Raw genomic sequence first — 11,678 nt, 5'->3', positions numbered from 1 at the left:
CCCGGACACGCACGCTGGAGCGAGGCGGCGGCCGCCCGGCGAAATCGGCGGGAAACCGCGGCGGGGCGGTGACCCGGTCCAATGCCGTGATGACGCACGGCCGGGCGACTGCTCCCCGGCTGCCGGGCGCCGGTGCGCGGCGTCTACCAGTCCGTGCGGAGTCCGTCGAGGACGAGCGCCAGCATGTGGGGCGCCCGGTCCTCGGGGCCGGCCGCGGCGCGCCACAACGCGCCGGTCAGCTGGAGGAAGTCGCCGGGGTCGGCGTCCGCACGGATGCTTCCGTCGTTCTTGCCTGCGTCGAGGAGTTCGGTGATCGCGGCGATGACCGGTCCGTAGCTCTGTTCGGTGATCGTCTGGTGTGCGCCCGGGCTGAGTGCGTCGCCGAGGCCGTGTTTTCTGCGCATGGCCTCGACGAGGCCGGTCGTCCAGTCCCGGAGCGCTTCCAGCGGCGGCATCCGCGCCAGCAGGTCCGGCACCGCGCCGACGATGCGTTCCACCTCGTCCTGGTAGACGGCCAGGACCAGCGACTCACGGGTCGGGAAGTTGCGGTACAGGGTGCCCGCGCCCACGCCCGCGCGCTGGGCGACCTGGTTCATCGAGACACCGCCGTCCTCGGCGAACGCCTCGCGGGCGGCCGCGAGGATGCGTGCCCGGTTCTCGCGGGCGTCTGAACGGACCACAGGACCTCACTTGCTAAGTGGAGAGCTCTCCACTACGTTATCCGGAGACTTCTCCACTTACCTTAGAGGGGCATCATGCAGTACATCAAGCTCGGCACGACCGGCCTCGACGTGTCCCCTGTCGCGATCGGTGCCATGACCTACGGCGAGCCCGACCGCGGCCACCCCGTCTGGTCGAAGGGCGAGGCGGACGCACGCCCGCTCATCAGGCACGCGCTGGAGACGGGGATCAACTTCTTCGACACCGCGAACATGTACTCCAACGGCTCCAGCGAGGAAATCCTCGGCCGCGCGCTCAAGGACTTCGCCGACCGCGACGCCGTGGTGATCGCCACGAAGCTGCGGCATCCCATGCGGCTGGGACCGAACGGCCGCGGCCTGTCCCGCAAGGCGATCATGACCGAGGTCGAGCACTCCCTGCGCCGCCTCGGCACGGACCACATCGACCTCTACCAGATCCACCGCAACGACCACGCCACCCCCTGGGAGGAGACGCTGGAGGCGCTCAGCGACCTCGTGAGGTCGGGCAAGGTCCGCTACCTCGGCGCCTCGTCCATGCACGCCTGGGAGTTCGCGAAGGCGCTGCGCCTGCAGCGGCAGCACGGCTGGGCGCGGTTCGTGTCGATGCAGGACCACTACAACCTGCTCGCCCGTGAGGAGGAGCGGGAGATGATCCCGCTGTGCCTGGACGAGGGCATCGGGACGATCGTCTGGTCGCCCCTGGCCCGCGGCCGTCTCGCCCGGGCATGGGAGGACGCCCGCTCGACCGCGCGCTCCGAGACGGACGGCGCCTACGCGGACACCCTCTACTCGCCCGAGCAGGAGGCGTCCAACCGCGCGATCATCGACGCGGTCGGACAGGTCGCGGACGCCCACGGCGCAACTCGCGCCCAGGTCGCGCTCGCCTGGCTCCGCCTCCGGCCGGTCGTCACCGCACCGCTGGTCGGCGCGGGCTCGATCCGGCAGATCGACGAGGCCGTGGCCTCCCTCGACATCGAGCTCACGGACGACGAGGTACGCGCCCTGGAGGCCCCGTACACCCCCCGGTACGACTGGCAGGGAGTCTCCGACGAGGCCGAGATGGAAGCCATCCGCAAGCGCGTTCCCGGCATGGCCCTCGCATGAACCCCGTAGTCCGCTCCGGCTCGGCCCCCGTCCAGGAACACACCGGGCCGTACCCGCCCCGCGCCCGCCACGGTCACCGGCCGAACGGGGACCCCGGCCGATTCCGGCGCACTGAGCGGTACTCGACCACGAGCGGCCACCTCTTCCTCGGAAACGTCGTGGCCGCCGCCCGGCGGAGCCACGCGACGCGCCCGCCGACACCCCCCGACATTCGATTCGCAAGCTGAGGAGAGACCGATGGCACAGGTACTGGTCACCGGAGGGACCGGATTCGTCGGGAGCTGGTGCGTCCTGAACCTGCTCGATGCCGGGCACGCCGTCCGCACCACCGTCCGCGACCTGCGACGCGAGTCGGCCCTGCGCTCGTGGCTGCACGCGGCCGCACCGTTCGACGACGACCGCCTGACGTTCGTGGGCGCCGACCTCGAACACACCGAGGGCTGGGACGAGGCCGTCGCCGGCTGCGACTTCGTCCTCCACGTCGCCTCGCCCACCCTCCGCCGTACCCCGGCGACCGGCGACGAACTCGTGGTCCCGGCGCGGCAGGGCGTCCTGCGGGTGCTGCGTGCCGCCCGCGACGCCGGCGTGCGCCGGGTCGTCCTGACGAGCGCCTTCGGCGCCGTCGGGATCGGGCACCCCCCGCGCTCGACCCCGTTCACCGAGTCGGACTGGACCGACGTCGAGAGCGACATCCCGCCCTACCAGCGGTCCAAGACGCTCGCCGAACGCGCCGCCTGGCAGTTCGTCGCGGACGAGGGCGGTGGACTGGAACTGGCGGCGGTTCACCCCGTCGGGGTCCTCGGACCGTTGCTCGGCCCCGACGACCCGCCCTCCCTGCGCTTGGTGCGCCGGATGATCGAGGGACGGGTGCCGGCCTGCCCGCCCTTCGGGATGGGCTTCGTCGACGTGCGCGACGTCGCCGACCTGCACCTGCGTGCCATGACCGATCCAGCCGCCGCCGGCGAGCGCTTCCTCGCAATCGCCGGTCACAGCCTGCGGGTTGTCGAGATCGCACGCATTCTGCGGGACCGGCTGGGAGAACGTGCCGCCAAGGCCCCGACCCGGGAACTGCCCGTGTGGCTCGCGCGTGCGCTCGGCACCGTGAACCCGGAACTGCGGCTGCTCAGGCATCAGCTGGGCCGGGATCTCGACGCGACGAGCGCCAAGGCGGAGCGGCTTCTCGGGTGGCGGCCGCGCCCCATCGAGGACACCATCGCGGACACCGCCGAGAGCCTCCTCGCCCACGGCATCGGGACATGACCCACTTCCTGACGACCGACGCGGCATGCCGGTCACCGCCAGCCGCATGGCCGTGCCTCCCTCTTCCCGTCTTCTCGTCGCGGGTCGCGATGCCTCGCCACTGCTGCAGACGGTTGACGCACGTCCCGACGGTTTCGCGCTGCTTGTAGCTGTCGCGGTCGACGGCAGGGGGCCTGCCGCACTTGCGGCCGGGACACAGCCGGTGAGTCCGCTGGTCCGCCGCAACGGGAGTCACGTCCAGGGTGAACGCGTGGAGAGCCGTGGCGGACATGTGATTCCTCCCCCGACCGGGCCGCTCCGCGGCGTCGCAGGATGGGTGCTGCTTCGAGCATCCCCCCCGCGGTGAACCGCGGCGACAGGGGCCGTTCGGCCGCACCCGGCGCTCCGTGCGGGCCCTGCTTCGCCGGTCGGTCCCCGCTCTCGGGCTGTTCGAGGTGGGTGGCGAGGACGGCGGCCAGGACGCGGCGCTGGACGCCGAGTTCGGCGAGGAGGCGGGAGATGCGGTTCTTGACGGTCTTCTCGGAGAGGTAGAGCTTCCTGCCCAGCTCGCGGCTCGGGGCCGAGCAGCGGGGCCTGTGCCATGGGGCCGGGAACCGGCTCCCAGACGTGGACGATCTTCAACGGCAGGGCGCGCAGCTCCGCCTCGCGGGCCCGCGTGTTCCTGCTGGACGACCACGAGGTCGTCCGGCGCGGCATCACCGACCTCCTCGACGCCGAACCCGACATCACGGTCGGGGACTTCCGGGACTTCGATGCCGTGCGGGCATGGGCGTCCGCGATCGCCGCGGAGCTGACGAACTGACCGGGTCGCCGGGTGGGTCCCAACGGTTCGTGCCGGCGAGGCCCGGCACGACCGGCGCGGCCCCTTCCCGGCGACCGGCTACTCGTCCTCCGGTGTGATGCGGCGGCCGGTGAGGCTCCTGGGCCGGATCGACACCCACATCGCGCGCTCGTCACCCGCCCACGGAGTGGTGTGGGCGCGTTCCACGAGCCCGCGGACTGCTTCAGGCCGGGTCACGACGTTCGCGTGCCCGACGGCGAGGACGCTCCAGCCCCGGCTCAGCGCCTCGTCCACGTGGTCGACCTCGAAGGCGACGTCCTCGTCCGCGGTCAGGGCGGTGACGGAGCCGGGCGCGGTCCGGAAGACGATGGCGCCGTCGACGACGTCGTAGTTGACGGGGACCACCGCCGGCCGGCCGTCCGGCGTCGACAGCGTGACGCGTCCGACCCCGTGCGTGGAGAGCAGGGCCCGGCACTCCTCCGGGCCGAGTTCCACCAGCCGGGGGTGGAACAGGGCGCGCCCCTGCCCGGGCGGGAGGTCGACACCGCCGCCGTACAGCGCGTCGACCGTGGTACCCAGTGCGTCGGCCAGCCTGATGAGGGTCGCGACCGTCGGGGCCGCGGGCTGCTGCTCAAGGTAGTCGAGGTACGCGGGAGCCATCCGGGCGCGGGCGGCCGTCTCCTCCCGGGTGAGCCCCAGCCGCAGCCGCGCCGCGGCCACCCGCCGGCCGATGTCTCCGGGATTGGCCGTCCCGGCCGGCCGCGGGGACCCGGGCCCGGCCTTCGCCTCACCCGCCTCCGGCAGTTCGCGGTCGAGGTGGTGGACGTGTGCGTCAGGCCCGGGAAAGACGAGTGTGACCTCGTCCGAATCCGACCAGCGCACGTCGTACGGAGGCGTGCCGTCCTCGTGGTGCAGGCCGACGATCTCCCCGTCGCGCCGGGGGGCGCCGGTCGCCGGGCTTTCGATGACGAGTTGGTCGCCGAGGTGAGCTCGCATGACCGCCGCCTCTCCTCAGGGTGCCACGCCCTGGATGTCCTGTTCGGCGATGTGCAGAAGCTGCTGGGACAGGTCGTTCATGGCCCTGCCGGCCGCCAGTTCGTCGCCGATCTCCGGCACGTTGCTGTCCGTCGGGCGGCAGTGCGCGGTCCCGTGGGCGGTGAGTGATGTGGTTCCGGTGTCCAGCACCACGCGCGCCCTGGTCGTTCCGTCGTCCTCCTCGAAGAGGTGGAGGTTCACCTTCCACTGCGCCGTGTGCATCGCTTGCCTCCTCGGGTCCGCAAGGGGCGGAGTCCGCTTCGTCCCCCTCTCACGTCCACCATCGTCCGGCTTCGGATCCCCTTCACAGGGCCGAAGGTCCCTGCCGTACCGCCGTCCGGCCCCGGAGCAGGCGCCCCGGCGGCTTCCCGTCGGCGGCGCGCAGCACGGCCGTTCCCGGCCGACCCGGTTCAGGCCTCATGCGGACCGCCGCCGGTCGAGGGCGGTCCGGGCGGCTCCTGGAGCACGCTCCACGCGACGGGGCCGAGCAGGTCGGCCAGCTGCCGGAAGACGTCCAGGAAGAGGTCGTCGATCGTCAGCACCCCCACCAGCCGGCCCCGGTCGAGGACCGGCAACCGGCGCACGCCGACGCGGCCGAAGGTGCGGTACGCGGCCCGCAGGTCGTCGTCGGCGTCGACGGTGACGACCTCGGCCGACATCACCGCGTCCACGGTCGAGTCCGGCGTCAGACCGCCGCCCAGGCCGCGCAGCGCGAGGTCGCGGTCGGTCACGATGCCGCACAGCTCCCCGTCCTTCACGACGAGGACGGACCCCACGCCGCGCTCGGTCATCCACTCGGTCACCTCCTTCAGGGAGACGCCGGGGTCCACGTGCACGGGAGGCGCGGTCATCACCTCGGACACCTTCATGCGGATGCTCCTCGTCTGTTCGTCCGGGTCGTCCGGTGGCGCGGGATGTTCGAGCGGGAAGAGGCGGCTTCACACGATGTCGAGCACGTCGTCCAGTGGCCGCCGGGGGCTCGGCCGGCCTTCGGGGCCGTGGCCGAGCCGGAGCACCATCTGCACGTGGCCCATGGCGGAGAGAGGGTCGCGGGCCGCCCACCGCAGGTCCGGCCATTCGAGCGGCTGGGAGGTCACGGACGCGACCAGCCCGTCGGCGGTGGCCCGCAGCAGGACCCGCTCCAGCGCCTGCCCGGCGCGCAGCCAGTCCACGGGGCCGTCATCGGCCGTACCGAGCAGGGCGATGTTCGGCGTCTTCTCGAACGACGCCCGGGGGCGGTCCGGCATCGGGCGTCCGGCGGCGAAGTCGCGCACGGGGGCGTCGCCGGCCCGGCGTGCCGGGCCGAACGCCTCGGCGGGGATGCCGTCGGACGGCGCCTGTGCCCCCGACGGTTCCGCATGCGTCCACCGTGCGGTCTCGCCCCGCACTCCGGCGTCCCGCGCCTCCCATTCCTCGGCGTCCCGCACCAGTTCCAGGACCGACCGCACGTGCCAGTCGCCGGGAAACCACAGCTGTGCGCCCTCGGCGGCGGCCGCCTCGCACAGGCGCTCGCGTGTCGCCGCCGGGATCTGCTCGTCCTCGAACGGGCAGCGGCTGGAGTGACGGCGGCCGACCGCGGGACGCAGCAGCGCCAGCGCGGTGTCCGGCGGACTGCTGCCGCACAGGTGCACCTCGGCGAGCAGGTCCGGGCAGCCCGGGTCCGGGAGCAGGCGCACGACCGGCGCCAGCGCCTCCGCCGCGGCGGCCACCCGTAGGTTGAGCAGTGCGGCCCCGCAGCTCACGTGCAGACCGCGTTGCTGCGGATCGGTGTGCGGCAGGGTGCGCATCAGGTCGGCGTACAGGCGCAGCACACCGATGTCGCGCAGGTAACGGAACCTCCACGGCTGCGCGTTGTGCTGCGAGGGCGCGGCGACGGCGTCCGCCACGAGTGTCTCGACGGTGCGTGCGTCGACGGGTTCTGCGGTCATGGTGGCTTCCCTTCGCTTCGTCCGCGGGGGATCACACGGGTCCGGACGGCACGGCGATGACCGGGCACCGGGCGTGGTGCAGCACCCCCTGGCTGACCGAGCCGAGCAGCATCCCGGTGAACCCGCCCCGGCCCCGGGTGCCCACCACGAGCCCCAACGCGTGGGCCGAGGCGTCGGTGAGCACCTGTACGGGGTGTCCGGTGACCAGTTCGTGGCGCAGGTCCACCTGCGGGTAGCGGGCGCCGCGACCGGCCACGATCTCGGAGAGCAGCCGCCGGGCCTCCTGCTGCGGTTCGTACTCGTCGAAGATCCTCAGTGGCCCCGGCTCCCAGACGAAGAGGGCCCGCACTCCGGCGCCGCGCAGCGCGGCCTCCTCGAAGGCCAGGTCCACCGCGGCCGCCGAGTGCGGGCTGCCGTCGACGCCGACGACGTAGTACGCCGGCTCCTGGCTGACGTGTTCCGGCTCGGGCACGACGACCACCGGGCAGCGGGCGTGCGCCATCAGGGGCACGGCGACCGAGGCGGAGCCGAACACCTCCTGGGCGCGGCTCAGATGCCGGGAGCCCAGCACGACGGCCGTGGCGTCACGGCTCTGCTCGCGCAACACCCACGCCGGATCGCCCTCCGCGAGCAGCGGGTCCACCGGGAGCCCCGGACGGTGCTCCGCGACGAACCCCGCTGCCTCCTCCAGTACCCGCCGGCCCGCCTCGTGCAGCGCGTCGTTCCACTCCTCCCAGGACGGCGGTGTCCGGCCCCTTCCGTAGCCACGGGTCGGCACGCCCTCGGCGAGGACCGGGCGCAGCGGCAGCCGGCGCCGGGCGGCCTCGTCCGCCGCCCAGGTCAGTGCCATCCGGTGAGCCGGGTCGGGATCGACGCCCACCACGATCGGCCGGGGACCACCGGGCCCGGTCATGACGGCCTCCGCTCGCCGTACCGCCGGGTGCGGGGGCCACGGACGTCGGAGGCCGGACGCAGGGGTCTTTTCCCCTGGTACCGCGTACGGCGGTCTTCGGCGCCGACCTGGGCGCGCATCGAGGCGCCGGTCGCCTCCGGCTCGGTGTCCGCCGTGGCCTGGTCGCCCTGGTTCGCTGATGCGGGAGCGGACATCGCCCTCGCCTCCTCCCTGCGGCGGCGCCGGGGGAGTGCCGCCGCTCGTTCCCGTTCCATTGCAGGTGGCGGTGCGGCCGACGGGCCAGGGGCCATTGGTCCCTGGTCCGGGTCCGACGATCCCCAGGGGGAGTCGGGCACCGAGGTCCGTGGGCAGCGTGGCGGCCACCTCACGGCTGCAACAGGTCCCCCTTCCGGGTCAGGACGCGGTCGACATCCAGGGAAGCGGAACGATGTCACGCCGTGTCTCCTCGGCCATGTCGCCGTCCTCGCGCGGGAACACCCGGTCCGGGCGAGAACGGAATGCCTACTTCCAGGATGCGCCGGCGGTCGGCGGCTCGGCAGATGCCCCTGCTCCCGAGGTCGCGCCGTCCGGCCCCCTTCACTGCCGGGCCGCGGAGTCGGTGCCGGGTCACCGGTTCTCCTCGAGGGCAGGCGGGGCGGCCCGCTGTCCCGCCCGCGGGCGTGGGCCGGTCGGCCCCACGGGGGGACGGACGGCCCTTACCGTCCCGGAAACGTGCCGTCACGCTGGAAGGGAAAGCTCCCGGAGGTGGAGATCATGCCCCGAACCGTCACCGTAGGTCTCGACGCCTCGCCCGAGAGCCGGGCCGCCGCCGAGTGGGCCGCGCGCGAAGCCCTGTTGCGCGGCCTGCCGCTGAAGATCGTGCACGTCGCGGAGCCCGTCCCGGTCCTCGTGTCGCAGGCTCCGCTGGTGGGTCCCGAGACCCGTCAGCACTGGACGCAGCAGCTGCCGGGCGACGCCGCGAAGGGTCTCCGACTGCGGCACCCCGGTCTCGAGGTGCTCACCGAACAGCCGACGGGCACCGTGCCCGACGCCCTCTGCGCAGCGGCGGACTCCGCCGAGCTGCTCGCGCTGGGCTCGCGGGGTTTCGGCGGTATCGGTGGGTTCGTGGTCGGCTCGGTGAGCCTGGCCGTCGTGGCCCGCGCGCAACGGCCCGTGGTGCTGGTGCGTGAGGGCGAGCAGGCCGCGGACGAGCACCGGATGGATCCGGCGGGCGTGCCGTCCGCCGCCACCCCGTTCCGGCCGGTGCTGCTCGCCCTCGACGCCGATCAACCCGACGACAGGCTCCTGGCGTTCGCCTTCGATGCCGCGGTCCGCCGGGAAACGCTCCTTCGGGTGGTGTCCGCCCGGCCGGAGACGGTCACGTCCTCCTACCGCTTCCCCGGCGACGCGGAACTCCGGGACGACCTCGAACGGAGCCACCGGACCGCCCTGGCCGACGCGCTGGGCCCCTGGCGGCAGAAGTTCCCGGGCGTCGACGTCATCGAGGCGAGCCGCTGCGGCAGCGCCGCGCAGGTCGTCGTCGGCGCGGCCCGCGACGCCTCCCTGGTCGTGGTAGGCAGGCGCATCCGTACCGGCTCCCTGGGCACGCACATCGGTCATGTCACCCATGCCGCCCTGCATCACATAGGTGCGCCCGTCGCCGTCGTGGCGCACAACTGATCCGGCAGCGCGGACCCGAGCACCCTCGACGTCTCTGACCGGGCGCACGTCCTGCGGGTGCCGGGTGCCGGGTGCCGGGTGCCGGGTGCCGGGTGAGGGTGCCGGGAGCCGGGTGCGGTCGGTGACGACCGCTGCCGGGAAGAGCGGGGCGACGACCTCACTCCCCGACCTCAGCCGGTCTTGTGACCCCAGCGGGGTCCGACGGTGGTCCACTCGCGGTCCCACAGGTCGAGCCGCCGCTGCTCCAGCCGCCACCGGGCGACCGCTCCGGCCCCGATGACCACGCCGGCCAACGCGCAGTCGGCTGCGATACCCAGGACCGCCGCCTCCGCGGCGGCCGCCCCGGCGCTCGGCGGCCTGGTGACCAGGCGGCCGTCGCGGTCCTGCCAGACCACGACGCGGGAACCGGCCTTGGCGCCGGTGTCCACGAGCGTCCGGCCGGTGCGCCTGGACCCGTCCGGTGCGGTCCAGGCCACGGTGGCCGGCGTGCGCTCACTGCCCGTGCCGAGCCCGGAGATTCGCCGCGGGACCTCGACGAGGAGCACGGCGCGCACGGGCTCCCGCTCCCTTCGCTGCCCTGCGAAGACGTCGTCCGCGGCCCGGGCGGCGACCAGTCCGGCGACCGTTCCTCCCACCGATACGAGCGCCCACACCGCCAGGACCACCCAGGCCTCGACGGCATCGTCGCGGCGGCGCAGCGGGTTGCTCCGCCACCGCCACAGCAGCTTCTTCACACGCCGGGTTCTGCGCATCGGTCCGCACCTCCTCCTCGGGTGGCTCCTTGCCGTGGTGACACTCGTGAAGGTGTCAGGCGGACCGGCGCCGCGACATGGGCCGACCAGGGGCCGCCCCCAGGGCTGCTCGGGGTCGACTCGACCGGGCACCTGGGCCGTTCAGCCCTCGGCGAGGAGTCCCGGGCGGCCGCACCGGATCGGGTTCCGCCGGACGTCAGGTCGTCCGGGGCCGCGGAAGAGTCGTCCGGTCCCCCCGGGCTCGTGCCGGCCGGGAACGAACGGCCCGTGTCCGGCTGTCGGGGAGCGACGGCCGTCCGGCGGGTGATGGGGGCCGTACGGCCCAAGCGGACCCGTACGGGACAGGACAGGCTGGACGTGCGGGGCGATACCGGCGATGTACCGACGTCCGGCCGGCACCCGCCGCCGGCGTCCGCCGACCCCGTGCCCCGCAGCGGACCGAGGACGGTGAGCGAATCCATGAAGGCCTTCGTCTTCCACGGCCCCGGGCAGTGCGCCTGGGAAGAGGCCCCCGATCCCGCCATCAAGGAGCCCACGGACGCCGTCGTGCGCGTGGACGCCGTCACGATCTGCGGGACGGACCTGCACATCCTGAAGGGCGACGTCCCTGAGGTGCAGCCCGGCACGATCCTCGGTCACGAGGCCGTCGGCGAGATCGTCGAGGCCGGCAGTGACGTGCGGACCGTACGGCCGGGAGACCGTGTACTGGTCTCCTGCATCAGCTCCTGCGGGCGCTGCTCCTACTGCCGGGAAGGGATGTACGGCCAGTGCCGCGGCGGCGGAGGCTGGATCCTCGGCCACCTGATCGACGGCACCCAGGCCGAGTACGTCCGCGTCCCCTTCGCCGACCTGTCCGTCCACGCGCTGCCCAGCACGGTCGACAGCAAGGACGCCGTGCTCCTCGCGGACATCTTCCCGACCTCCTACGAGGTCGGGGTGCTGAACGGCCGGGTGCGCCCCGGCGACACCGTCGCCGTGGTCGGCGCGGGCCCCATCGGCCTCGCGGCGATCACCACGGCACGGCTGTTCTCCCCCGAGCGGATCGTCGCCGTGGACCTGGCACCTGCCCGGCTGGAGGCGGCCAGGCGCCTGGGCGCCGACGCCGTCGCGGACGCCCGGGAGGCGCCGGAGCAACTGATCGCCGACCTCACCGACGGCCTCGGCGCAGACGTCGTCATGGAAGCCGTCGGCGTACCGGAGACCTTCGAGTCGTGCACCCGCATGGTCCGGCCCGGCGGTCGCGTCGCCAACATCGGTGTGCACGGCAAGCCGGCCACGCTGCACCTCGAAGACCTGTGGATCAAGAACGTGACCATCACCACGGGCCTCGTCGACACCCGCTCCACCCCCACTCTGCTGCGCATGGCCGCCGCCGGCCGGCTGTCCACCGCACAACTGGTGACCCATACCTTCCCGCTGGACCACATGGCCGAGGCGTACGACGTCTTCGCCCGGGCCGCCGACACCGGCGCGCTCAAGGTGGTGCTCGGCGGGGAGCAGCACGAGGTCGCCGTCCGCGGGACCTGACCGACGAGAGGACGTGAC

General features: G+C 73.5%; 12 protein-coding genes and 3 pseudogenes. 5 read left to right on the top strand and 10 right to left on the bottom strand.

The annotated features are described in order from the left end of the window. Positions 1–143: 143 nt before the first annotated feature. A complete protein-coding gene (locus tag AB0472_RS31970) occupies positions 144–680 on the bottom strand; it encodes a TetR/AcrR family transcriptional regulator (protein ID WP_366361562.1) in 537 nt (178 codons plus the stop codon). A 75-nt stretch (positions 681–755) separates the two neighbouring features. Between AB0472_RS31970 and AB0472_RS31965 the strand changes: the two genes are divergently transcribed. Both AB0472_RS31965 and AB0472_RS31960 read left to right on the top strand, forming a co-directional pair. Beyond that, positions 756–1,805: an aldo/keto reductase gene (locus AB0472_RS31965; protein ID WP_366361560.1), complete on the top strand. Its 1,050-nt coding sequence runs from the start codon at positions 756–758 to the stop codon at positions 1,803–1,805. A 237-nt stretch (positions 1,806–2,042) separates the two neighbouring features. After that, entirely contained in the window at positions 2,043–3,065 is a 1,023-nt protein-coding gene (locus AB0472_RS31960; protein WP_366361558.1) for an aldehyde reductase, read from the top strand. A gap of 407 nt (positions 3,066–3,472) precedes the next feature. Here the strand turns inward: AB0472_RS31960 and AB0472_RS31955 are convergent. Beyond that, positions 3,473–3,619, bottom strand: a pseudogene (locus tag AB0472_RS31955) (DNA-binding response regulator); the annotation flags it as partial. Next, positions 3,618–3,716 (bottom strand): annotated as a pseudogene (locus tag AB0472_RS31950) (universal stress protein); the annotation flags it as partial. The pseudogenes AB0472_RS31950 and AB0472_RS31955, both read right to left, overlap by 2 nt. Positions 3,717–3,720: 4 nt before the next feature. Here AB0472_RS31950 and AB0472_RS31945 point away from each other — a divergent pair. After that, a pseudogene (locus AB0472_RS31945) lies at positions 3,721–3,804 on the top strand (DNA-binding response regulator); the annotation flags it as partial. 141 nt (positions 3,805–3,945) lie between these two features. On the opposite strand, the gene AB0472_RS31940 reads toward AB0472_RS31945, so the two are convergent. From AB0472_RS31940 to AB0472_RS31915, 6 genes are all read right to left on the bottom strand, one after another. Then, positions 3,946–4,842, bottom strand: a complete 897-nt coding sequence (locus tag AB0472_RS31940; RefSeq protein WP_366361557.1) for a DUF1918 domain-containing protein — start codon at positions 4,840–4,842, stop codon at positions 3,946–3,948. Positions 4,843–4,857: 15 nt separating this feature from the next. Next, a complete protein-coding gene (locus AB0472_RS31935) occupies positions 4,858–5,103 on the bottom strand; it encodes a DUF1876 domain-containing protein (protein ID WP_366361555.1) in 246 nt (81 codons plus the stop codon). 188 nt (positions 5,104–5,291) lie between these two features. Then, a complete protein-coding gene (locus AB0472_RS31930; RefSeq protein ID WP_366361553.1) occupies positions 5,292–5,750 on the bottom strand; it encodes a CBS domain-containing protein in 459 nt (152 codons plus the stop codon). Positions 5,751–5,819: 69 nt separating this feature from the next. Continuing rightward, positions 5,820–6,809, bottom strand: a complete 990-nt coding sequence (locus tag AB0472_RS31925) for a nitroreductase family protein (RefSeq protein WP_366361552.1) — start codon at positions 6,807–6,809, stop codon at positions 5,820–5,822. A 31-nt stretch (positions 6,810–6,840) separates the two neighbouring features. After that, positions 6,841–7,722 carry a universal stress protein gene (locus AB0472_RS31920; protein ID WP_366361550.1) on the bottom strand — a complete coding sequence of 294 codons (882 nt, stop codon included), beginning with the start codon at positions 7,720–7,722 and terminating at the stop codon, positions 6,841–6,843. After that, complete coding sequence (locus AB0472_RS31915) at positions 7,719–7,916, bottom strand: hypothetical protein (RefSeq protein WP_366361548.1); 198 nt, start codon at positions 7,914–7,916, stop codon at positions 7,719–7,721. The genes AB0472_RS31920 and AB0472_RS31915 overlap by 4 nt, the downstream gene beginning before the upstream one ends. 559 nt (positions 7,917–8,475) lie before the next feature. On the opposite strand from AB0472_RS31915, the gene AB0472_RS31910 reads away from it, so the two are divergent. Then, positions 8,476–9,381: a universal stress protein gene (locus AB0472_RS31910; RefSeq protein WP_366361546.1), complete on the top strand. Its 906-nt coding sequence runs from the start codon at positions 8,476–8,478 to the stop codon at positions 9,379–9,381. A 170-nt stretch (positions 9,382–9,551) separates the two neighbouring features. On the opposite strand, the gene AB0472_RS31905 is transcribed toward AB0472_RS31910, so the two are convergent. Beyond that, positions 9,552–10,133: a hypothetical protein gene (locus tag AB0472_RS31905; protein ID WP_366361544.1), complete on the bottom strand. Its 582-nt coding sequence runs from the start codon at positions 10,131–10,133 to the stop codon at positions 9,552–9,554. A 459-nt stretch (positions 10,134–10,592) separates the two neighbouring features. Between AB0472_RS31905 and AB0472_RS31900 the strand changes: the two genes are divergently transcribed. After that, positions 10,593–11,660, top strand: a complete 1,068-nt coding sequence (locus tag AB0472_RS31900; protein WP_366361625.1) for a zinc-dependent alcohol dehydrogenase family protein — start codon at positions 10,593–10,595, stop codon at positions 11,658–11,660. Positions 11,661–11,678 lie beyond the last annotated feature (18 nt).

Origin of the sequence: Streptomyces sp. NPDC086777 (genome assembly GCF_040702065.1) — a bacterium.
Classification (GTDB): Bacteria; Actinomycetota; Actinomycetes; order Streptomycetales; family Streptomycetaceae; genus Streptomyces.
The sequence above is the reverse complement of the archived record's forward strand: the minus strand, read 5'-3'. Positions and strand labels throughout refer to the sequence as shown.

Excerpts from the sequence above, each read along its gene's own strand:
- AB0472_RS31965 (WP_366361560.1), top strand. The coding sequence starts at position 756 with ATGCAGTACATCAAGCTCGGCACGACCGGCCTCGACGTGTCCCCTGTC.
- AB0472_RS31960 (WP_366361558.1), top strand. The coding sequence starts at position 2,043 with ATGGCACAGGTACTGGTCACCGGAGGGACCGGATTCGTCGGGAGCTGG.
- AB0472_RS31940 (WP_366361557.1), bottom strand. The coding sequence starts at position 4,842 with ATGCGAGCTCACCTCGGCGACCAACTCGTCATCGAAAGCCCGGCGACC.
- AB0472_RS31935 (WP_366361555.1), bottom strand. The coding sequence starts at position 5,103 with ATGCACACGGCGCAGTGGAAGGTGAACCTCCACCTCTTCGAGGAGGAC.
- AB0472_RS31930 (WP_366361553.1), bottom strand. The coding sequence starts at position 5,750 with ATGAAGGTGTCCGAGGTGATGACCGCGCCTCCCGTGCACGTGGACCCC.
- AB0472_RS31925 (WP_366361552.1), bottom strand. The coding sequence starts at position 6,809 with ATGACCGCAGAACCCGTCGACGCACGCACCGTCGAGACACTCGTGGCG.
- AB0472_RS31920 (WP_366361550.1), bottom strand. The coding sequence starts at position 7,722 with ATGACCGGGCCCGGTGGTCCCCGGCCGATCGTGGTGGGCGTCGATCCC.
- AB0472_RS31915 (WP_366361548.1), bottom strand. The coding sequence starts at position 7,916 with ATGTCCGCTCCCGCATCAGCGAACCAGGGCGACCAGGCCACGGCGGAC.
- AB0472_RS31910 (WP_366361546.1), top strand. The coding sequence starts at position 8,476 with ATGCCCCGAACCGTCACCGTAGGTCTCGACGCCTCGCCCGAGAGCCGG.
- AB0472_RS31905 (WP_366361544.1), bottom strand. The coding sequence starts at position 10,133 with ATGCGCAGAACCCGGCGTGTGAAGAAGCTGCTGTGGCGGTGGCGGAGC.
- AB0472_RS31900 (WP_366361625.1), top strand. The coding sequence starts at position 10,593 with ATGAAGGCCTTCGTCTTCCACGGCCCCGGGCAGTGCGCCTGGGAAGAG.